Raw genomic sequence first — 20,881 nt, 5'->3', positions numbered from 1 at the left:
GTGGAGGTCCTTGTTGTAGCCCTGCCCTATAAGCCGGAAAAAGGAACGTTTGTGCGCCGCCGTTTTACCGCAGCCTGCTGAATATGTCCGCTTCTTTTTATATTTTAAAGGCATATTGCCATCTTATGCGTCACCTTTTTTTACTGTGTTTACTCGTCCCCGTACTGGCTGCCGGCCAGCAAAGAAAACCCGACCGCAAGCTCCAGCAGGCCCTCGAAGAAATCGTTGGCCGGTTTAACGGCCGCGCCGGCATTTACGTGCAGCATCTCAAAACCGGCGCCTGGGCAGCTGTGAACGCCGATACCGTTTTCCCGACCGCCAGTATCGTAAAGGTGCCGCTGCTCGTGGGCCTGTTCGCAAAAATCGATTCGGGGAAACTGGGGTACCACCAGCCGATGATTTACCGCGACTCCGCTAAATACGGCGGCTCGGGGCTGATGCAGTTCTTTAAAGACAGTGCGGCCACGGAAGTAAGCGTGCTGGCAGCATTGATGATGGCATACAGCGATAATACCACCTCGCTCTGGAACCAGCAGCTGGCGGGCGGCGGCGCTGAAATCAACCGGCTGCTGGAACAATACGGGTTTAAGGATACCCGCGTCAACTCCCGCACCGCCGGCCGCGAGGAAATACGGAAAATTTACGGCTGGGGACAAACCACGCCCCGCGAAATGACCACCCTGTTGATCAGGATCCGCCGCGGCGAAATCATCTCCCGGGCCGCCAGCGAAAGAATGTACCGGCTGATGAGCAAAGGTTATTACGACGAACAGGCGCTGACCCAAATTCCCCCTTATGTGCAGGCTGCGGCCAAAACCGGCTCCGTCAATGAATCCCGCTCCGAGGTGGTGCTGGTGAACGCCCCGCACGGCGACTACGCTTTTTATATAGGCACCAAAAATATCAAGGACCAGCGCTGGGAGGCCGACAACGAAGCCGTTGAAATGATCCGCACCGTGTCCGCGCTCCTCTGGAAACACTTCGAGCCCCGCAGCGACTGGAAGCCCACTTTCCGCAAAGAGACGTTCTGACCGCCCGCGGAATGTCGTTTTTTTACTATACCCGCAGTTCCCCGTAACGGAAATTTGGAACAGCATTCAATGTATGAAAACGCTGAACTTTTTCCTGAACGGAATCGCCATGCTGATGCTCCTGGGCTGTGGCGGCGGTGGCGGAGGCCCCGTCAATCCGCCTCCACCACCGCCTGCGGCACCTGTCATCAGCGCCATTGCGCCCGATAACGGCGCGTTTAACACGCTTGTCACTATCCAGGGCAGCAACTTCTCTGCCGTGGCGGGAGATCATGCCGTGAAATTCAACGGTGTGGCCGCGAAGGTGATAACGGCTGCGGCCGCGCAACTGACGGTGGAAGTGCCCAAAGGCGCGGGCACCGGCCCGGTAACCGTAACGTTGCGCGGGCAAACGGCCACCGGCCCCGTGTTTAATTATACCTATACCATAACAGTGTCTACCGTGGCGGGCGGCGTAAAGGGGTTGGAAGATGGCCCCGCCGCCACCGCCAAATTCAGTGGCCCCAACGGCGTAGCGGTGGATGCACAGGGGAACATTTACGTGTCTGACCACTACAACGACCTGATCCGCAAAATCACACCGGCAGGCATGGTATCGACCCTGGCCGGCAGCACCGCCGGGTTTGCAGATGGGACGGGTGCCGCGGCAAAGTTCCGCAAGCCCTGCGGCATGTGCATCGACCCGCAGGGGAACCTGTACGTCACGGATGCGGGTAACCACATGATCCGGAAAGTCAGCCCTGCGGGCGTCGTATCGCGCCTGGCCGGGAATGTGGTGGAAGGGTATGAAGACGGCCCCGGCCTGAATGCGAAGTTCTTTTCGCCTGAACATATCTGCATCGATAAACAGGGCAATCTCTACGTAGCCGAAAACAATAACTACAAGGTCAGGAAGATCAACACCGCAGGCGTTGTGAGCACGGTAGCGGGCAGCACCTGGGGTTACCAGGACGGCGCCGCCCTCTCCGCCAAATTCTATTCGCCCCGAGGCGTGGCGATCGATCAGGAAGGCAATATCTACGTGTCCGACTACTTCAACCAGAAAATCCGCAAAATATCCGCGGCGGGCGTTGTGACCACCGTGGCCGGCAGTACCATGGGTTACCAGGACGGTACAGGGGCCGGCGTGCAATTCGAAGGGCCGCGCGGGATGGTCATTGATGCGAAGGGCAACATTTATATCGTGGAAGACCGGATTAACACCGTACGGGTGATGACGCCCGCCGGCGTGGTCACCACACTCAGCGGCAATCCCCGGTCCGCCAACCCTTACGGACTGGTAGACGGTCCCGCCAAAGACGCCCGCTGGCGCACTCCTTCCGACATCTGCCTCGACGCACAGGGCAATATGTACGTGGCCGATTTCAACAACAGCGCCATCCGCAAAATCACTTTTGAATAATCACATTTTTTAATGCCCGGACAATCAGCCGGCGCCCCGGATATCACTTGTCTCGCTGCCGCCTCCTGTCTAGACAGGAGGCTTTCTTTATATACTACCTGTAACTAATGTGAGGGCTGCATTTTTAGGAATAATAATTGCTGAAAGAAGCGGAAATCGCTAGTTTTAAAGGTATTATTGAAATTATGCATCTATTAACTGTATCGGGTATCCAGAAATTTGAGGGGAAAGAACAAATATTGAAAGGCATTTCTTTTAAACAGGATCGTTTCCAGAATATAGCCATCGTGGGCGAATCAGGCTCCGGCAAAAGCACTTTACTGAGAATTATCGCAGGATTTACACAGCCCGACGCCGGGGAAGTGCTGTTCGAGCAGCAGAAAGTGAAAGGCCCCAACGATAAACTGATCGCGGGCCATCCTGCCATTGCCTATCTTTCCCAGCATTACGAGCTCCGGAATAATTATAAAATGGAGGAACTGCTCCGCTATGCCAACAAACTGCCGGCGGCGGACGCGGCGGCGCTGTACAGAGTTTGCAGGATAGACCACCTGCTGGGCCGGAAAAACGACCAGATTTCCGGTGGGGAGAAACAGCGCATCGCCCTGGCGAGGCTGCTGGTAACGGCCCCCAGGCTGCTGTTGCTCGACGAGCCTTTTTCCAACCTCGACCTTATCAACAAAAGCATTCTGAAATCCGTCATCCGCGAGCTGGGCGAGCGGCTGAAGATCACCTGCCTGCTGGTGTCGCACGACCCGCAGGACATCCTGCCCTGGGCCAGCGAGATCATTGTGATGAAAGACGGCGCCATCGTGCAGAAAGGCACGCCGGTGCAGGTGTACAAACATCCCGTCAATGAATATGCCGCCGGTCTCTTCGGCAAGTATAACCAGATCAGCTCCGGCGGAAAAATGCGCATCGTGCGGCCCGAAGACCTGCGCATCGTGCGCAGCACGCCTGATGCGCTGATGGGCAAGGTGAAGAAGGTGTTTTATCTCGGCAACGCCTTCGAGATCGAGGTGATGCTCCTCAATGAAATGGTCACCATCCGCACGATCGACGGCAGCATCAAAGCCGGCGATACGGTACATATTGCGCTGGCGAACTAATATTCGTATTTTGGCGGGATATGCAGATCGCTTCCAAACTGCCGGATACCGGCACTACGATATTTTCTGTGATGAGCGCCCTCGCTGCGCAGCACCAGGCCGTGAACCTCGGCCAGGGTTTCCCGGATTATCCCATGAACGAAACGCTGATGGCCCGCGTCAACGAGGCCATGCACGCAGGGTTTAACCAGTATGCGCCCATGCAGGGCCATCTGCCGCTGCGCGAAGTGCTGGCGGAGAAAGTGGCCTTCCTCTACGGCACGGCCATCAATCCCGATACCCAGATCACCATCACGCCCGGCGGCACCTACGGCATCTATACCGCGCTCACAACGGTGCTGCATCCCGGCGATGAGGTGATCGTTTTTCAACCGGCATACGACAGTTACATCCCCAATATCAAAGTCAATGGCGCCGTGCCGGTACTGATCGATCTGCAATTCCCGGATTATAAGATCGACTGGAACGAAGTGCGCCGCAAAATCACGCCGCGCACCAGGATGATCATGATCAACACGCCGCACAACCCTACGGGCGCGGTGCTGTCGGCGGCCGATATCGAAGAGCTGCGCGCCACCGTGGCCGGCACCGGTATTTTTATTCTGAGCGACGAGGTGTACGAGCACCTCATTTACGATAACATTCCCCATCAGAGCATCCTCCGTTACCCCGACCTGCTGGAGCGGAGCTTCGTTACCTTTTCATTCGGCAAACTGTACCACTGCACCGGCTGGAAGCTGGGCTATTGCATCAGCGCGCCCGCGCTCATGCAGGAGTTCCGCAAAGTGCACCAGTATAATTGTTTTTCATGCCATACACCGTCGCAGGTAGCGCTGGCGGGTTTCCTGAAGGAGAAGGACAGTTACCTGCAGCTGAGCGGGTTTATGCAGGCCAAACGCGATTATTTCGCGAACCTCATGAGCCACACGCGTTTTACGCCCATGCCCAGCCACGGCAGTTATTTCCAGTGCTACCAGTATCACCGCATCAGTGAAGAAGGGGATGCCGACTTTGCCGTGCGCCTCACGAAGGAATTCGGGGTGGCCACCGTGCCCGTGTCTGCATTTTATCAGTCCGGGAAAGACAACCGGGTGGTGCGCTTCTGTTTCGCCAAAAAGGAAGCCACGCTGGAAACCGCGGTGGAGCGGCTCCTGAAAGTGTAATCACAACTACCCCAAAATATGAACACCGCTGTATTTACCCCGGCCTCTTCCATCGATGAAGTGATTCACCGGCTGAACCTGCTCATCGAACAGGCTACCCAAACCAATAACCGCATCGGTTATTTCGCCTCGCTGTACCACAAAGTCACCGTGCGTGTGAAGGAAGGCATTCTGAAAAGTGAGTTCGAAGACGGCGCCCGTATGGAACGCCTCGATGTGTTTTTCGCCAACCGCTACCTCGAAGCCGTGCATCAATGGCAGCATGGGCAGCGCCCGTCGGGCCCCTGGGCTGTGGCGTTTGAAGGCACCCGCAAAATAACCGTGATACTGTTGCAGCAGTTGCTGCTGGGCATGAACGCCCATATCAATTACGACCTCGGCATTGCGGCCGTGGAGTGCGCGGGCAATAACGACCTCCACACGATGCACCGCGATTTCCTCGCCATCAACAACATCATCGGTTCGCTGACGTTCGAGGTCACCAACGAGATCAGCCGCATTTCCCCGCTGCTGTCGCTTTTCGGCCTGCATGCGCAGAACGGCCAGTCGATCCTCATCCAGTTCAGCATCAGTAACGCCCGCGATGGCGCCTGGGGCTTTGCGCAGGAACTGAGCGGCAAACAGGGCGCCGACAAACAGGCGTGCATGGAAGCAAGGGATGCTTCCATTAAAAAACTGGCCGAAGCGCTCAAAAAGCCCAAAGGCCTTGTGCGTTTCACCACTTTCATCATCTTTATTTTCGAATGGAAAAGCCCCCGTAAGATCATCGGGGCGCTATACCGGTATCACAAGGTGTACATCAGGGCGAAATAGGGCTATTCCAGCATTCTCACCCGGCCGGGGGGCCATAGCGCCCGGCAAAGCGTGGTTAAGCCTGCGGCATTGATGTTGTCTGTCTTTTGGTCATTCAAGACTATTCCACGCCCTTTACCGCCATTTTCACCACGTACACCGTCGTGGAGGCGGTCACAAAGAGCAGGTCGCGGTTTTTGCCGCCGAAGCAGGCGTTGGCCGTCCACTTTTCCGGGATGGGGATGACGCCGATCTGTTCACCTTTCGGGTTGATGACCGTAACGCCGTTGCCGCAGATGTAGAGGTTGCCTTTGTTATCGAGCGTGATGCCGTCGCCGCCCTTGTTCACGAATAGCGTGCGGTTGTGCAGCTGCCCGTTTTTCCCGATATCGTATTTGTAGATTTTTCCGTCGCCGATGTCCACCACAAACAAGTGTTTACCGTCAGGGGTACCCACGATGCCGTTGGGTTTGACGATGTTGCCCGCAACGGGAATGGCCGCCTTTTTGCCCGCGGGCAGGTAATACACTTTCTGACTGTCGAGCTCTCCGTGTTGGCGCGTCCAGTATTTGCGCTGGTAATACGGGTCGGTGAAATAAATGCCGCCTTTGGCGTCGATCCACAGGTCGTTCGGCCCGTTCATTTTTTTACCTTCGAAATCCTTCAGCAGCACGGTGATTTTTTTATCGGGCGAGATGCGCCACAGCTCATTGTTTTCATCCGCACAGGCAAGGATGTTGCCCTTTTTATCCACGTACAGCCCGTTGGAACGGCCCGCAGGCTCGAGGAAGAGGCTGAGTTTGCCGTCCGTATCATATTTCCATATCTGGTTGTTGGGCTGGTCGGTGAAGTAGATATTGCCTTTCTTATCGGGCGAAGGGCCTTCCGTAAAGCTGAACTGCCGCGATACCAGTTGCGGCGTTGCGCCGGGAGCTACTACATCCGGGAGCGAATCTGCCTGGTGGAAGATGCAGAAAAGAAGTGCCAGTGCTTTCATGACGGTGGATTTTTACAAGTGTAAGGAATAATGGCGGGATTTTCAAGTGGGGGAGGGAGTGGCTGCAATTTGGAGATTTGCGGATATAGGTACTTTTGCCTACATTAGTTGGAACATGGTGGACTCTTCTCCCTGTAGCTGATTCGTCAGTTGGGGTAATGTCAGGCTCTAATTTATCCCGTTAGAAACTAACCGTGCGCTAAAAGTTGCAACAGGAAACGGTGCATCATATCTATCTCAGGTATCTGAGTGTATTAGACAATTAATTGCAAAATTCCAATATGATAACATACGAGAACGCATATGGTTTTTTGGTGAGCAAAATACCAGAAGCTGGTGTTGATTCTTTTTTTGCAGATTCGCCAACGTTGGCATATGCAGATTTCGCCAGTTTCGTAGTTGACCAGTCGCTTGAAGGAGATTTGCTAATGATCGAACGAGCTGTCGAGGTTATAAATGAGTTGTCAAAGAGTGAGAAGGATGAAGTTATTGCGCTGGTTTGTGAATTTGCACTTACGCTGTATGATAAGAATAAAATGATATATCATGCGTTGAAAGATAAGTTGAGTGTTGATGCAACCCAATTGTTTGGTGATACAATAGATCTATGGATTAATGGAAATAAATTATAGTAGCACTGGCGACGATTTGAATTGACCTTTGGAAAAAACGATATTAAAGTAACACATGGCACGTGAGCCCTTTGCAGCACGATTAACCAACATATGGATCGGCGGCTTTTTTTTCTGGATGTTAAAAGGCTTCAGCGGAAAGTTCGCAGATGAGTTAGCTGCGGAGAAAGAGCGCCGCAATCTCCGGACAGGCTACCTGCTGAGTTTAATCGCATTGATCCTACTGTTTTATGCCTTGCTCCATAAATAACAAAGCCCGCACAACCTGTGCGGGCTTTGCAATAGCCTTTGGTAATCCCCATCACCACCCAATCCCATAATCCTCCCCGTGGTTACTGCTCCCTCCCCAGAAGCTTCCATGTTTCCGGTCGAAGTATATCGCATTGATCGGCCCGCTGGTTCTGGGTTTGAAGTCGAGTTGATATCCCATGCCTTCCAGTTCTTTCCTCGTTTTTTCCGGTGTGCCGTTGTGCAATAGCAACCTGCCCGGCCGGGGGAGCCGCGCTTTGATGCTGTCGCCGCCGAGGGAGAGCCAGAGTTGTTCGCTGTTGATGTTGGCGGCTTCCGTAGCTTGCTGCACCGTCATGCCGAATTCCGTCATGTTCAGGAAAAACTGTAACAGGTTCTGATCCTGCGTATCGCCCCCCTGTACCGCGAACGACAAAAAAGGTTTTCCGTCTTTCAGCGCCATGGAAGGCGTAAGGGTGACGCGGGGGCGTTTGCCCGGAGCAATGACGTTGAAGGGGTTGAGCACCGAGTCGAGCACGAAACTCTGTGCCCGCTGGCTCATACCCACGCCGGTGCGGCCGGCGATGCAGGCGGGAAGCCATCCGCCGCTGGGGGTGATCGACACAACCCAGCCTTCCGCATCCGCGGCTTCCACGCTGGTGGTGCCGCGCCAGAGGCGGTCGTGGTATGCCGCATCATCGTGATAGGCTACCACGTCGTGTTTGGGCACCACGTTGCCGGGTTGTTCGGCGGGTGTGGCGTTGAACAGCCTGTTGCGTTCCTTTAACAGGGGCAGGAAGGGATTTTGTCTGCCTTCAAAAGGATAGGGGTCGCCGGGCGCAACTGAAGCATCGTTTTTCGTTTTGTTGAGCTGTGCCGCACGTTGTTTCGCATATTCTTTGCTCAGCAGGCCTTTGATGGGTGTTTTAGAGAAATAAGGATCGCCGTAATAAAAGTCGCGGTCGGCGAAGGCGAGGTTCATGGCCTGGTACAGCGTATGGATGTACGCCGTGGAATTGTACCCCATGCTCTTCAGGTCGAAATTTTCGAGGATGTTGAGGCTTTGCAGCAGCATGGGCCCCTGCGTCCATTCCTGGAGCTTGTATACGTCGATGCCTTTGTAGTTTACATGCAGCGGTTCTTCTTCGATGGGCTTCCACCGGGCGAGGTCTTCCATGGTGATGAGGCCGCCCTGTTCACGGCTGCCCCGCACGAATTCACGGGCGATGTCGCCTTTGTAAAACCTGTCGTACGCCGCCATGATCGCCTCTTTCCGGCTCTTTTTCTTTTTCAGGGCCTCCCGTTCCGCTTCCACCATTTTGTTGAGGGTGGCGAGCAGGTCCTGCTGTACGAATATCTCGCCCGCTTCGGGTGCTTCCCTTTTTTCACCAGGATGGGTGAGGAACACGTTTTTGCTGTAAGGCCAGGTTTTGATGAGGTTTTTCTCCCTTTCGATCATGTTGGCGGTCTGCGCTTCGATGGGATAACCCTTTGCCATTTCAATGGCGGGGGCCAGCACCTGCGCAAGGCTCATGGTGCCGTAATTGGCCAGCATATGGCAGATGCCGCCGGGTGTGCCGGGCGTAACGGCGGCAAGGGGACCGTATTCCGGCGGGAAGGCATGGCCTTTCGATCGATAGTAGGCGGGCGTGGCGCCGGTGGGCGCAACACCGAGGGCGTTGAGGGCAATCACTTTCCCGGTTTTCGGGTTGTAGATCAGCGCCTGTGTTTCCCCGCCCCAGCTGAGCACGTCCCACATGGTACAGGTGGCCGCCAGCATGGCGCAGGCCGCGTCTACGGCGTTGCCGCCCTGCTGGAAAATGGCGGCGCCGGCGGTGGCGGCAAGCGGCTTGCCGGTGATGGCCATCCAGTGTTTGCCGTGCAGCGGCGGTTTCTGGGTCTGGACGGGCTGCGCCTGTAACAGGATGGGCGCGGCCAGCAGCAGGAATAGACAGGTAACTTTCATTTATCTAAGATAATCAGTTGGATTGATGCGGGCAATAAGATCGAATTCGGCGTCCGACAAACCGGTGAGCATCAGCGCATGCAGGTTTTTGTCGCTTTTATGGTTGCGCACCACGTAAAAATCGGTGCCGTACAGCACCCGCGTCTTTAATCTGGGGTGCTGCAGCGTTTGTTTCAGCAGCGGGAACACGGCTTCCCCATCATGGAGGATGTAACTGATATCGGCGTATACATGCTCGTATTGCAGCATCAGGCTGCAAATGATGGTGTACCAGTCCACGCCTTTCCATACCTGTTCGGGTTTGCCTGGCGCCGGTGCGCCGTCGCCATCCGTCAGGAATTCAAGGCCGCGCTCGGGATGGGTGAACAGCCGCGCGGCGTAGTTCTCCCGGTCGTGCTCGAAGAAGCGCTCCCATTGATCTTCCCCGCCGAAATGCCCGAAGCAGATTTTCAGATGCTCCAGGTTTTGCGTCATCGCGCCGGTGGCAGGGTCGTAGCCGAATACGGGATGCAACACCGGGTCTTTGTCCACCAGTTCTTTCAACAGTCCGGGGTGCAGCAGGCAGAGGTAATTCAGCGGGTGGGTGAAGTTGAGCGTGTAGTCGATGGCTTTTTTCTGCGGCAACAGCAATGGCTGGTATTCACCCTGCCCCATCGCCTGTTTGAAAACGGGATGTTCGTCCCAGGCTTTCTGTTTTTTGCCGCGGTAAAAGATCGTGCCTTTGATGCAATGCGTCATCACGGGGATCTCATTATCCGCCGCGTATTTGTACAACGGCAGCAGCCGGGCGTCGAAAGGAAAATAGCCCAATGCGGGATAGATCTTGATGCCGGCGAACGCCTGTTCTTCGAGGCAGGTTTTGAGGATGCAGTCGTCGAGCACGATCCGCCCGTTCACGACATGGTAACGGAAATAACCTGGTTCTTTTTCCATGCGCCGCGGGTCGGCGAATACAAAAGGATGGATGATATCTTTCAGCTCCGGTTTCTTCTTCAGTTTGCCGAGCTCCTCGAGTTGTTCGAGGTAAGGCACCGGCGCTTTCCCCGCGCCCATATAATCCATGTCCATCGGCAGCACAATGAACTGCGTGCCTTTTTCATACTGGCGGATCAACCGGCCCAGGATGGTGCTTTGTTTTTCATGGAACGAAAACCGCCCCAGGTTCATGTACCGCTGCAACAGCCGCAGGGTTTGTTCGCCCGGTAAGCTCCGGAGGAACTTCCACGATTTACGCAGGATAAAAAACAGGAAGTTGCGGCCCGAGGGGAACATCGTCAGCAATACCACCAGGCATAACAGCTGTAGCCAGGTATTGCCGATGGGCACCACCAGCTTCCACGATTCGAGCAGGGCCCGCAGCGCGCCGATCTTCCCGGCCAGCCATCCTTCCGGGCTCATCCACCGGCCGAGCCAGTCCCAGATGAAAAACAGTACGTGATAGGTGAGCACGATGCCCGATATGGTATGCAGTATCGAGATGATGTAGTTACGCCGCAGCAGTATCCAGCAACGGTATAAAGCCCGGGAAATCTTCTTGTGCCAGGAATGGTGCCGCCAGCGGTGCGGGCCGCGGAACCAGGCCCGGCAGAGCCTCACCAGGCCGGTAACAGGCAACAGGAAGTAGAAGGGCCATGGAACGAACTGCTTGGCCAGCCAGGGCGGCACACTGTCGCCCGTAAAAATGTGCGTGTGGCAATTAATGACAGGTTTTTCCGACATATCATAAAGGATTTAGGGATATAGGCGCTGTTTGTGCTCGTTCAGTTGGTTCCGTAAGTTATTAAAAAAAAATTGCAGATACAGGCGGGACGTATCGGGGAAGGGTAAAAAAAAGCGCAGGATGGTCATCCATCCTGCGCTCAATGTGTTGATCGATCGAATATTATGCTTCCGTTACTTTATTGCTTTCCTTCACTTTTTCGGGCACCCCGCGGATGTCCCATACAATGCCCATCCAGCCCAGCATACGGATGATGTAATAGGTGATGTCGACCTCCCACCAGTAGAATCCCTGCCTTGCGGCGCTCTGGTAATAGTGGTGGTTGTTGTGCCAGCCTTCCCCAAGCGTTACCAGGGCCAGGATGAAGCTGTTGCGCGATTCATCGCCGGTTTTGTAACGGGGCCGCCCGATGGTGTGCATCAGGGAGTTGATGGTGAAGGTGCCGTGAAACAGCAGGATGGTGCTCAGGAAGAACCCGATGAAGAGGGTAGACAGTCCGGCCGGCCAGTCGAACCAGCCCGCGCCGTTCACCTTGTTGCCGATAAAATACACGAGCACGGCCAGTATTAACGGCGGTACGAAGTGGTATTTATTCAACCAGAACAGTTCCGGATGTTTCATGTCTTTGATCAGGTCATAACGGGTTTCTTTATGTTCCTTGTCCATGATCCAGCCGATATGCGCATGCCAGAAGCCATATATTTTGGCGGAATGCGGATCTTCTTCCGTGTCGCTGTGTTTGTGGTGCACACGGTGATTGGCGGCCCACCAGAGTGCGCCTTTCTGAAAGCTGCTCTGTGCGCCGAAGGCGAGTATGAATTGAAAGAACCGCGAGGTCTTGTACGATCGGTGCGAGAAATAACGGTGATAACCACCGGTCACAAAAAACATCCGTACGAAATACAATACGGCACATAGAATCCAGTCGAACGCAGTGACGTGCGTAAAGAAGGCGAGTAGCGGGACGAAGTGTATCCCGATGAAATCCAGTTCATGAAGCCAGTTCGTGCCTTTCTCTGTCGGTTTTGTGTTGTTCATATGTCAAAAGTAAAACCCGTTTCGTTAACGAGCAATGATTGTGGTCACCGGTCCGCCTCCCTGGAAACCCCGACAGTATTTAAAACGGGATTTTTAACATTGATTTAACTTTTCGGGAGGATGGGCGGGAGGGCGCCGATTGCGGATGCCCGTCGCTTAATACGCAAATTTCATGCTCAATCCTGCGGATGCATGTGGCACCATGTTACGGTTCCAAAAAGAATTCCGCTTTCCCGCCATCGTTTTTTATTTGGCAGCGTTCATGATCCTCATCTAATCACTTTCCAACCGTTCAAATAAAAAGTCTACAAAACAGGTAGGATAACTTGGTTATTATATCCGGGCTTTATACATTTGTACCGTAAACAACTACGCCGGCCTGGCATAGAGGCCCGGCGGAACTATGCGCCAAAGAAAGAACCAACCAATCTTTCTCTTCTTTTTCCGAAAAAAAATAACAGCAACTGCTGAACAGGAATCTATTGCCTAAAAAACGAACCATGAAAAATTTTATCTGCTTTCTCGTTCTGCTGATAGCCGTGCAAACTGCTATTGCGCAGGAAAAACGTGTAACCGGCATCGTGAGGGCTTCCGATCAGGCGGCCCTTCCCGGCGCCTCCGTACGCCTCAAAGGGGCCAATACCGGCGCTGTTACCGACGCGGGCGGGCGCTATGCCATCACCGTGCCGGCTAAAGGAGCTGTGCTCGTATTCAGCTACACCGGTTACCAGGCCAGCGAACAGCCCGTTACCGGCGATGTGCTCAATGTTACGCTGTCAGGTTCGGCCACCCTCAATGAAGTGCTGGTAGTGGCCTACGGCACCGCCAATAAAATATCCTACACGGGCTCGGCGTCCGTGGTGAATGCGAAAGACATTGCCCGCCAGCAGGTGTCGAGCATCAGCCGCGCCCTGCAGGGCGCGGTACCGGGCGTGCAGTCCGTCGCCTCCGCGGGCCAGCCGGGCAGCAACGCGGCCATCCGCATCCGGGGCATCGGCTCCATCAATGCCTCGAGCGACCCGCTGTACGTGGTGGACGGCGTGCCCTTTTCGGGCAACATTAACAGCATCAACCCGGCAGATGTACAGTCGGTGAGCGTACTGAAAGACGCCGCCGCCAGCGCCCTCTACGGCTCGCGTGGCGCCAACGGGGTGATCATCATCACCACCAAACAGGGCCGCCTCAACGCAAAACCGGTAGTGAGCCTCAGCGCCAGCACCGGCTTTTCGAAACGCGCGGTGGATGATTATGATAAACTCGACGCGAAGGAATATTTCGAACTGCAATGGGAAGCGCTGCGCAACAAACAGCTCGACGGCGGCAGAACGCCGGCCGCGGCCGCGCAGTATGCCACGGATAACCTGGTGAGCACGCTCAAGATCAATCCCTTCGGCCCGAAATATCCCCTGCCGGTGGGCATCGATGGTAAACTGGCGGCGGGCGCCGTGCCGCTGTGGACGGACGATTGGTGCGAATCGACCCAGCGCAGGGGCATCCGCCAGCAGGTAGACCTTAACGTAAGCGGCGGCGGGGACAACAGCAAATACTTCGTATCCGCCGGCTACCTCAACGATGAAGGATTTATCATCGGCTCGGGTTTCACCCGCTTCAACAGTCGCGTCAACTACCACGCGAAAGTGAACAAATGGTTCGAGACAGGCGTCAACGTAGCGCTTAGCTCCTCCAAACAGGACGCGCCCCCGCAGGACGACAGCAACCAGGGCAACTACGCGAACTTCGGCCGCCTCGTACCGAACATTTACCCTATCTACGAACGCAACCCGGACGGTAGCCTCAGGCTCGACCAGAACGGCCAGCCCGTCTACGACTTCGGGAATTACCGTCCCAGTGCGGCCGCCACCGGCAATAACCTGCTGGGCTCTGCTGCACTGAATAAATATCTGACTAAACAGGACATCGTATCGTTCCGCGGCGTCATCCAGCTCAATATCCTGGAAGGGCTGAAATTGAAAAGCAGCATCAACGCCGATTACAGCAACACCCTCAGCCACAGCTACACCAACCCGCAATTCGGCGGCGGTATCAGTACCCGCGGCTCCGTGAGTAAAAGTGATACACGTTTCCTGGCCTACACCGTGAATAATTTCCTGGATTATTCCTTCCGTGTCAAACAGCAGCATGCCGTGAACGTGCTGGCAGGGCAGGAGGTGTACATCCTTAACAGCACCGGCCTTTCCGGCAGCAAAAACAACTTCGGTTTCCTCGGCAAGGAAGAACCTTCGGCGGCCTCCATCATCACCGGTTTCAGCGGCAGCGCGGACGATTATAAACTGGCCAGCTACCTCGCCAAAGTGGATTACAGCTACGCAGATAAATATTTCCTTTCAGGGAGTTTCCGCCGCGACGGCTCCTCCCGCTTCCACCCGGATTCCCGCTGGGGCAACTTCTGGTCGGTCGGCGCTTCCTGGACGGTGACGAAAGAAAACTTCTTCACGGCCCCCTCATGGCTGGACGTGCTGAAGGCACGCGCCAGCTATGGCGCGCAGGGGAACGATAACCTCGGCGGCTATTACCAGTACCAGGACCTGTATTCGATCTACAACAGCCTGGGGGAAGCCGGCGCCATCACTTCGCGCCTGCCCACGCCCGGCCTTAAATGGGAAACCAACCTCAACTTCAACGCGGGCATCGACGCCGCATTTCTCAACAACCGCATCATTTTCTCCGCCGAATATTTCGAGCGCAGCTCCCGCGACCTGCTTTACCAGCGGCCGCTCGCACCTTCGCTGGGTTTCGGCGCCATCGACGACAATATCGGTTCGCTCAAAAACACGGGCTTCGACCTGCAGTTGCAAACCACCCCGGTGCTCACGAAAGATATCAAATGGGACCTTGGTGTGAACCTGGGCGCATATAAAAACAAGATCACCGCGCTGCCGCAGAAAGAGATCATCCCGGCGAATACGTCCGTGATCGGGCCTACCAAAAAACTGACGGAAGGGGGTTCCGTGTACGACTTCTTCATCCGCGAATGGGCGGGTGTGGACGCCGCCACCGGTTTGCCGCTTTGGTATAAAAACGAGTACGAAACCGGCCCCAACGGCCAGCGCATTCTCAAAGGCCGCACCACCACGAGCGTGTATGCCCAGGCGGACCAGTACATCGTGGGCAGCTCATTGCCCGACCTCACGGGCGGTGTGAACACCGTGCTCAATTATAAAGGCATCGAACTGAGCGCCCTGCTGGCTTTCAGCATCGGCGGGAAAGTGCTCGATTTCGACGAGGTGATGCTGTCGCACAACGGCAATAACATCGGCAGGACCTGGAGCAAAGACATACTCCGCCGCTGGACGCCGCAGAACACCCGCACCGATGTGCCGCGCCTCACTACAGACGCCACCAGCTGGAACAGCGCATCCACCCGTTTCCTCTACGACGCCACCTACGCGCGCCTCCGCAACATCGGGCTCAGTTATTCCCTGCCCGCCACGTGGATTTCCAGGCTCAATTTGCAGCAGGTGAGGATTTACAGCAGGGGCGAAAACCTGTTCACTTTCTACAAACACAAAGGCCTCGATCCGGAACAGGCGCTCGACGGGGTGACTTTCTACCGCTACCCTGCACAGAAAACCATTTCCTTCGGATTCGATCTTACATTCTAACGCGAACAGTTAAACGAAACAACCATGAAAAAGATATACCTGGGCTTATTGCTGCTGACTTTGTTCTCCTGCAAAAAGTCCTTTTTCGAAACATCCCCTTCCGGCAGCCTGACGGGTAAGGAGCTCTACGCCACCACCAAAAACATCGACGCGCTGGTGAACGGCACGGTGCGGTACCTGATGGAAACGGCCACCTCGCAGGACAATCCCGGTTATTCGGCCATCCTGCTTTCGCAGGAGGCGATGGGCAGCGATGCGGTGCTGCGCGATGGCGTATACGGTTTTCTGCTGACGCATGCCTTCGGCGACCCGTCGGACAATACCACCCGCCGCGCACTGTTTTTCTGGACCTTCCAGTACAAGGTGATCGATAATGCGAACAACATTATCGCCAACGTAGACGCCGCTGCCGGCTCGGATACCGAAAAGCGGCACCTGAAAGGCCAGGCATTGGCCCTTCGCGCATTCGCCTACCTTAACCTCGTACGGCAATACCAGTTCACCTACGCGAAAGATAAAACCGCCAAAGGGGTGCCCCTGTATACCACGCCTACCAACCCGGCTTCCCAACCCAAACCCCGCGCGCCGCTGGAAGAAGTGTACAACCAGGTGCTGGCCGACCTGCGGGAGGCGGACGCACTGTTGCAGGGATTCAACCGGGTGGTGAAAAACCGCCCCAATCAGCAGGTGGTGCGCGGTTTGCTGGCCCGCGCCTTCCTGACGCAGGAAAACTGGGATTCCGCAGCATCCCGCGCCCGGCAGGCCCGGCAGGGTTATCCGATCATGGCGCCGGAAGAATACGGCCGCGGTTTCAGCGATGTGAGCAACGTGGAATGGATCTGGGGCCATCCGCAGGCCGCCGATCAGAACCTGGGCGGCGCTTCTTTCTTCGGTTACATCGACGTAACGCCCGCCACGGGCTACCGCAGCGTGATGGCCGACCCGCATTTCCGCGATCTGTTTGAGGAAGGAGATGTGCGCAAAAAGCTGTTCCGTCCCGTTACCGATACCCTCAACCCGCTGCTGGGCTGGCTGATGTACACCAAGTTCGTGAACAAGCCCGATCAGTCCGGCCACATCGTGCTCATGCGCGCTTCCGAAATGGCGCTTGTCGAAGCCGAAAGCAAAGCCCGTTTGAACGACCTGCCAGGGGCCGTTGCGGCGCTCAATGAATTGCGTGTGAAGCGCAGCCTGCCGGCGCTGGCCGGCGGTGCGCTGGGGAAGGATGCGCTCGTGGCTGAAATACTCAAGGAAAGGAGAAGGGAATTGTGGGGAGAAGGGTTTGCCCTGCCCGATATGCTGCGGTTGCAGATTTCCGTCGTGCGCAAACCTTCCACCGAAGTGCTGGAAATTCCGCGGGCCGACGGCAGCATCCGCCGGGTGCCGCTGAAGGGGCATCACCAGTTCAAATTCCCCGACCAGTCGGCTTTTGTGCCCAACAGCCCGTATTACCTGTTTTCCATTCCTTTTAACGAAATCACCAATAACCCGAATTTATGAGAAACCTGATTAGCCTGATCGCCGCCGCACTGGTGGCCACATCCGCATCCGCGCAGCCATTTTCCCTCACCGGCACGGTAAAGGGGGTGGAGAGCGGGAAAATTTACCTGCAACGGTTTTCGAACAAGATGTTTTTTACCATCGACTCCGCCGATATCCGGAACGGGGCGTTTGCATTCAGCCGCAAACCGGCTTTGCCGGAGCTGTACGGCCTTACCCTGCAACCCGCGGGCAGCCCGTATTTTATTTTCCTGGAAGACAGGCCCATTACCGTAGCGCTGGATTCCGCGAAGTATTACAGCAACACCATCGCGAAGGGCTCCGCCGCGCAGGATTTTTTCACCGCGTACCGCAGCCGGCGCGATGTGAAAATCGACGAACTGATCCAGTCTGCGCCCGCTTCCATTGCCACGGTTTACATCCTGTACCGCGATTATTCCTACCGCCTCACGCCGGATGAAATAGACCGGTATGTGCAGCAACTGGATCCTTCCCTGCAGCAGACGCAATACGTAAAAGTGCTGCGGGAACTGACGCCCGTGCTGCGTAAAGCGGCGGTGGGCAACAAAGCGCCCGACTTCACGCTCGCCGGAGTAAAAGGAGAAACGGTGAAACTCTCCGACCATTTCGGGAAATACCTGCTGCTCGATTTCTGGGCATCATGGTGCGGCCCTTGCAGGAGAGAAAATCCCAACCTCGTAAAAGCATATGAAAAATATAAAGGGAAAGGGTTCGATATTTTCGCCGTATCGCTGGATAAAGATAAAAGCAGCTGGCTGAAAGGCATCGCGGATGATAAGCTGGCCTGGACGCACGTATCCGACCTGGCATTCTGGAACAGTGCGCCGGCCGCCCTATACGGCGTGCGGGCCATTCCGTCCAACGTACTGATCGGGCCCGATGGGGTGATCATTGCAAGAAACCTGAGAGGAGAGGAACTGGAGAAAAAACTCGCGGAGATACTGCATTAATCCGTTGCGGCGTATATACACAAACGGCCCTGTTCAAAATGCATCAGGGCCGTTTGAATATATATTGGAATTCGTGAGAAGAAAGTTTATGCCAGTGATTCGTTCACCATGGCATTGGTTTTACGGGCGGCTTTTTTGCCTTGTTTGTACATCCGGTTATACGCATTGCGGGCTGCGTCTTTTACGTCGTTGAGAGCCGCATCGGCGCGGTGACGGTTTTTCATGTACCAGAAAATTCCTGCGGCAGCGGTGCCTAAAACTGAGGCTGCGATGATTATGTTTTTCATGACTCATGAATTTTGGTTCGAAAAACAAAATGCAATGCCCGTGCCAGAAAAAGCAGGGAAAATTTTGATGTGCAAATAATTCCACACCCTTTTAAATATGGCAAATTAAAGTCATCCGGCAAGGCGTACGGTACGAACAGCTTTGCCCTGAAATAAACAACCGTAGCGGTTTTGGCATTTTCATTGGAGCCTTTACCAGAAAAACCCGATATGGCAAAAAAGACACCCGGAAATGAAAACCCGAATCCGAAAACCGAACAGCTGGCCGCGCACACCGAAGAGAGCACCGGCGAAATGCTCACCACCAACCAGGGCCTGCTGGTAAATGATGATCAGAACTCGCTCAAGGCCGGTAATCGCGGCCCTTCGCTGCTGGAAGACTTTATCCTTCGTGAGAAGATCACCCACTTCGACCATGAACGCATTCCCGAACGCATCGTGCATGCCCGCGGCTCCGGCGCCCACGGCGTGTTCAGGGTGTACGACGATTCCATGGCCAGATACACCCGGGCGGCGTTCCTGACGGACCCTTCCGTCGAAACACCCGTATTCGTACGGTTTTCCACCGTCGCCGGCTCGCGCGGCTCCACCGATCTTGCCCGCGACGTGAGAGGATTTGCCGTGAAATTTTATACCCCGGAAGGCAACTTTGATCTCGTAGGGAACAACATACCGGTGTTCTTTATCCAGGACGCGGTGAAGTTTCCCGATCTGATCCATGCCGCCAAACCGGAGCAGGATCACGAAATGCCCCAGGCCGCCACGGCGCATGATACGTTCTGGGATTTTATTTCCCTGATGCCCGAATCGGCGCATATGATCATGTGGGCGATGAGCGATCGCGCCATTCCCCGCAGTTACCGCATGATGGAGGGTTTCGGCGTACATACCTTCCGTTTCGTGAACGGCAAAGGCAAGGGATGTTTCGTGAAGTTCCACTGGAAGCCTTTATTGGGCGTGCATTCCGTAGCCTGGGACGAAGCGCAGAAGATCTCCGGGAAAGACCCTGATTTCCACCGCCGCGACCTCTGGGAAGCCATCGAGGCGGGACATTACCCGGAATATGAATTCGGCGTGCAGATCGTTGCGGAAGAAGACGAGCACAAATTCGAGTTCGACCTGCTCGACCCCACCAAGATCATTCCCGAAGAACTGGTGCCGGTGCGGCGCATCGGTAAACTGACGCTGAACCGCAACCCCGATAATTTCTTTGCCGAAACGGAACAGGTGGCCATGCACCCCGGCCACATCGTACCGGGCATCGACTTTTCTAACGACCCGCTGCTGCAGGGGCGGCTGTTTTCATATACGGATACGCAGCTCATCCGCCTCGGCGGCCCCAACTTCCACGAAATACCCATCAATCGTTCCATAGAGCCGGTGCACAATCATCAGCGCGATGGTTTTATGCGCCAGCAGATCAACAAAGGCAAAGCGAACTACAACCCCAACTCCCTGGGCGGCGGTTGCCCCTTCCAGGCGAAAATGGCGGACGGGGGATTCGTGTCCTACCCGGAAAAGATCGATGCGAAAAAAGTGCGGGAAAGAAGCCGCAGTTTCTTCGATCATTTCAGCCAGGCCACCCTGTTCTACAACAGCCAGTCGGAACCGGAAAAACAGCACATCGCCGACGCACTGAGTTTTGAACTGGGGAAAGTAGTCACCGTTGCCATCCGGCAGCGCATGCTGGGCATCCTTACCCGGATTGACGAAGGGCTGGCGGCCAAGGTGGCCGGAGCGCTGGGCATGCCGGTGCCTACCGGTCCTGATCAGCCCGTCAATCACAGCATCCCGGCAGACGGGAACCCGAAGGATTTTCAGCCGGTGAAAGTGACCGCTTCCGTGACAAAATCGGCAGCGCTCAGCATGGCGAACACGGTGAAGAACACCATCAAAAGCCGCAAAATAGCGATACTGGCTGCGGACGGCGTGAACGGCGCCAGCCTCAACGCCATGAAAAAAGCGCTTGCGGCGGGAGGCGCCCTGGGCGTGGTTATCGCGCCGCACCTGGGCAACATCCAGCCGGCAAAGGGTGAGGCCATCCCGGTGGATCAGAGTTTTCTTACCGCCGCATCCGTGCTGTTCGACGCGGTGTACGTACCGGGCGGGGAAAACAGCGTGGCGGCGCTGACCATCAACGCCGATGCGGTACATTTTTTAAATGAAGCTTACCGGCACTGCAAAGCGATTGCCGCCGATGCGGACGCTGAAGAAGTGCTGAACAGTACATATTTCGGTAAAGCACCCGGCCCGGGTGTGATCACAGGGGCAGACAACGCGGAGCTGGCACAGCGTTTTACGGAAGCCATCGCACAGCACCGTTTCTGGGAACGGGAACAGGAAAGGAGAGTGCCGGCATAAACGTGTTTCATCATCTGTCCTATAAAAAAAGCGGGTGCATCCTTCTGGATACACCCGCGCT

General features: G+C 55.5%; 16 protein-coding genes. 11 read left to right on the top strand and 5 right to left on the bottom strand.

Annotated elements, in window-relative coordinates; genetic code table 11:
- Nucleotides 1–125 precede the first annotated feature (125 nt).
- From EGT74_RS00975 to EGT74_RS00955, 5 genes are all read left to right on the top strand, one after another.
- Nucleotides 126–1,031 (top strand): serine hydrolase, encoded by a 906-nt coding sequence (locus EGT74_RS00975; protein ID WP_123844608.1) that lies wholly within the window; start codon nt 126–128, stop codon nt 1,029–1,031.
- A gap of 73 nt (nt 1,032–1,104) precedes the next feature.
- Nucleotides 1,105–2,433 (top strand): NHL domain-containing protein, encoded by a 1,329-nt coding sequence (locus EGT74_RS00970; RefSeq protein WP_123844607.1) that lies wholly within the window; start codon nt 1,105–1,107, stop codon nt 2,431–2,433.
- 185 nt (nt 2,434–2,618) lie between these two features.
- Nucleotides 2,619–3,542 (top strand): ABC transporter ATP-binding protein, encoded by a 924-nt coding sequence (locus EGT74_RS00965; RefSeq protein ID WP_123844606.1) that lies wholly within the window; start codon nt 2,619–2,621, stop codon nt 3,540–3,542.
- 20 nt (nt 3,543–3,562) lie between these two features.
- Entirely contained in the window at nt 3,563–4,705 is a 1,143-nt protein-coding gene (locus EGT74_RS00960; RefSeq protein WP_123844604.1) for a methionine aminotransferase, read from the top strand.
- 18 nt (nt 4,706–4,723) lie between these two features.
- Nucleotides 4,724–5,518, top strand: a complete 795-nt coding sequence (locus EGT74_RS00955) for a DUF5995 family protein (protein ID WP_123844603.1) — start codon at nt 4,724–4,726, stop codon at nt 5,516–5,518.
- A 100-nt stretch (nt 5,519–5,618) separates the two neighbouring features.
- Here the strand turns inward: EGT74_RS00955 and EGT74_RS00950 are convergent, their stop codons facing one another.
- Nucleotides 5,619–6,494, bottom strand: coding sequence for an SMP-30/gluconolactonase/LRE family protein (locus tag EGT74_RS00950; protein ID WP_123844601.1), 876 nt, complete (start codon nt 6,492–6,494; stop codon nt 5,619–5,621).
- 281 nt (nt 6,495–6,775) lie between these two features.
- Between EGT74_RS00950 and EGT74_RS00945 the strand changes: the two genes are divergently transcribed.
- Nucleotides 6,776–7,126 carry a hypothetical protein gene (locus EGT74_RS00945; RefSeq protein WP_123844600.1) on the top strand — a complete coding sequence of 117 codons (351 nt, stop codon included), beginning with the start codon at nt 6,776–6,778 and terminating at the stop codon, nt 7,124–7,126.
- Between the two features lie 55 nt (nt 7,127–7,181).
- Nucleotides 7,182–7,376 (top strand): hypothetical protein, encoded by a 195-nt coding sequence (locus EGT74_RS00940; RefSeq protein WP_123844599.1) that lies wholly within the window; start codon nt 7,182–7,184, stop codon nt 7,374–7,376.
- A 51-nt stretch (nt 7,377–7,427) separates the two neighbouring features.
- On the opposite strand, the gene EGT74_RS00935 is transcribed toward EGT74_RS00940, so the two are convergent.
- From EGT74_RS00935 to EGT74_RS00925, 3 genes are all read right to left on the bottom strand, one after another.
- Complete coding sequence (locus EGT74_RS00935) at nt 7,428–9,320, bottom strand: gamma-glutamyltransferase family protein (protein WP_123844597.1); 1,893 nt, start codon at nt 9,318–9,320, stop codon at nt 7,428–7,430.
- Entirely contained in the window at nt 9,321–11,039 is a 1,719-nt protein-coding gene (locus tag EGT74_RS00930; protein WP_123844596.1) for an amidohydrolase family protein, read from the bottom strand. It lies immediately after the preceding gene.
- 163 nt (nt 11,040–11,202) lie between these two features.
- Entirely contained in the window at nt 11,203–12,078 is an 876-nt protein-coding gene (locus tag EGT74_RS00925; RefSeq protein ID WP_123844595.1) for an acyl-CoA desaturase, read from the bottom strand.
- A 500-nt stretch (nt 12,079–12,578) separates the two neighbouring features.
- On the opposite strand from EGT74_RS00925, the gene EGT74_RS00920 reads away from it, so the two are divergent.
- From EGT74_RS00920 to EGT74_RS00910, 3 genes are read left to right on the top strand one after another with little or no spacing between them, the layout of a single operon-like run.
- Nucleotides 12,579–15,701: a SusC/RagA family TonB-linked outer membrane protein gene (locus tag EGT74_RS00920; protein WP_123844593.1), complete on the top strand. Its 3,123-nt coding sequence runs from the start codon at nt 12,579–12,581 to the stop codon at nt 15,699–15,701.
- 24 nt (nt 15,702–15,725) lie between these two features.
- Entirely contained in the window at nt 15,726–17,201 is a 1,476-nt protein-coding gene (locus EGT74_RS00915; protein WP_123844592.1) for a RagB/SusD family nutrient uptake outer membrane protein, read from the top strand.
- The gene (locus tag EGT74_RS00910) at nt 17,198–18,172 is read left to right on the top strand and encodes a TlpA disulfide reductase family protein (RefSeq protein ID WP_123844591.1); all 975 of its coding nucleotides are present in this window, start codon (nt 17,198–17,200) and stop codon (nt 18,170–18,172) included. Before EGT74_RS00915 ends, EGT74_RS00910 begins: the two co-directional genes overlap by 4 nt.
- An 86-nt stretch (nt 18,173–18,258) precedes the next feature.
- Here EGT74_RS00910 and EGT74_RS00905 read toward each other — a convergent pair whose 3' ends face one another.
- Nucleotides 18,259–18,459, bottom strand: a complete 201-nt coding sequence (locus EGT74_RS00905; protein ID WP_123844590.1) for a hypothetical protein — start codon at nt 18,457–18,459, stop codon at nt 18,259–18,261.
- A gap of 210 nt (nt 18,460–18,669) precedes the next feature.
- Here EGT74_RS00905 and EGT74_RS00900 point away from each other — a divergent pair, with 210 nt between their 5' ends.
- Entirely contained in the window at nt 18,670–20,820 is a 2,151-nt protein-coding gene (locus EGT74_RS00900; protein ID WP_123844589.1) for a catalase, read from the top strand.
- Nucleotides 20,821–20,881 lie beyond the last annotated feature (61 nt).

It is taken from the genome of Chitinophaga lutea (genome assembly GCF_003813775.1).
In the GTDB taxonomy this organism is placed as follows: Bacteria; Bacteroidota; Bacteroidia; order Chitinophagales; family Chitinophagaceae; genus Chitinophaga; species Chitinophaga lutea.
The sequence above is the reverse complement of the archived record's forward strand: the minus strand, read 5'-3'. Positions and strand labels throughout refer to the sequence as shown.

Coding starts and splice junctions, on each gene's coding strand:
- EGT74_RS00915 (WP_123844592.1), top strand. CDS start 15,726: ATGAAAAAGATATACCTGGGCTTATTGCTGCTGACTTTGTTCTCCTGC.
- EGT74_RS00925 (WP_123844595.1), bottom strand. CDS start 12,078: ATGAACAACACAAAACCGACAGAGAAAGGCACGAACTGGCTTCATGAA.
- EGT74_RS00930 (WP_123844596.1), bottom strand. CDS start 11,039: ATGTCGGAAAAACCTGTCATTAATTGCCACACGCACATTTTTACGGGC.
- EGT74_RS00920 (WP_123844593.1), top strand. CDS start 12,579: ATGAAAAATTTTATCTGCTTTCTCGTTCTGCTGATAGCCGTGCAAACT.
- EGT74_RS00975 (WP_123844608.1), top strand. CDS start 126: ATGCGTCACCTTTTTTTACTGTGTTTACTCGTCCCCGTACTGGCTGCC.
- EGT74_RS00945 (WP_123844600.1), top strand. CDS start 6,776: ATGATAACATACGAGAACGCATATGGTTTTTTGGTGAGCAAAATACCA.
- EGT74_RS00970 (WP_123844607.1), top strand. CDS start 1,105: ATGAAAACGCTGAACTTTTTCCTGAACGGAATCGCCATGCTGATGCTC.
- EGT74_RS00940 (WP_123844599.1), top strand. CDS start 7,182: ATGGCACGTGAGCCCTTTGCAGCACGATTAACCAACATATGGATCGGC.
- EGT74_RS00905 (WP_123844590.1), bottom strand. CDS start 18,459: ATGAAAAACATAATCATCGCAGCCTCAGTTTTAGGCACCGCTGCCGCA.
- EGT74_RS00965 (WP_123844606.1), top strand. CDS start 2,619: ATGCATCTATTAACTGTATCGGGTATCCAGAAATTTGAGGGGAAAGAA.
- EGT74_RS00960 (WP_123844604.1), top strand. CDS start 3,563: ATGCAGATCGCTTCCAAACTGCCGGATACCGGCACTACGATATTTTCT.
- EGT74_RS00950 (WP_123844601.1), bottom strand. CDS start 6,494: ATGAAAGCACTGGCACTTCTTTTCTGCATCTTCCACCAGGCAGATTCG.
- EGT74_RS00935 (WP_123844597.1), bottom strand. CDS start 9,320: ATGAAAGTTACCTGTCTATTCCTGCTGCTGGCCGCGCCCATCCTGTTA.
- EGT74_RS00910 (WP_123844591.1), top strand. CDS start 17,198: ATGAGAAACCTGATTAGCCTGATCGCCGCCGCACTGGTGGCCACATCC.
- EGT74_RS00900 (WP_123844589.1), top strand. CDS start 18,670: ATGGCAAAAAAGACACCCGGAAATGAAAACCCGAATCCGAAAACCGAA.
- EGT74_RS00955 (WP_123844603.1), top strand. CDS start 4,724: ATGAACACCGCTGTATTTACCCCGGCCTCTTCCATCGATGAAGTGATT.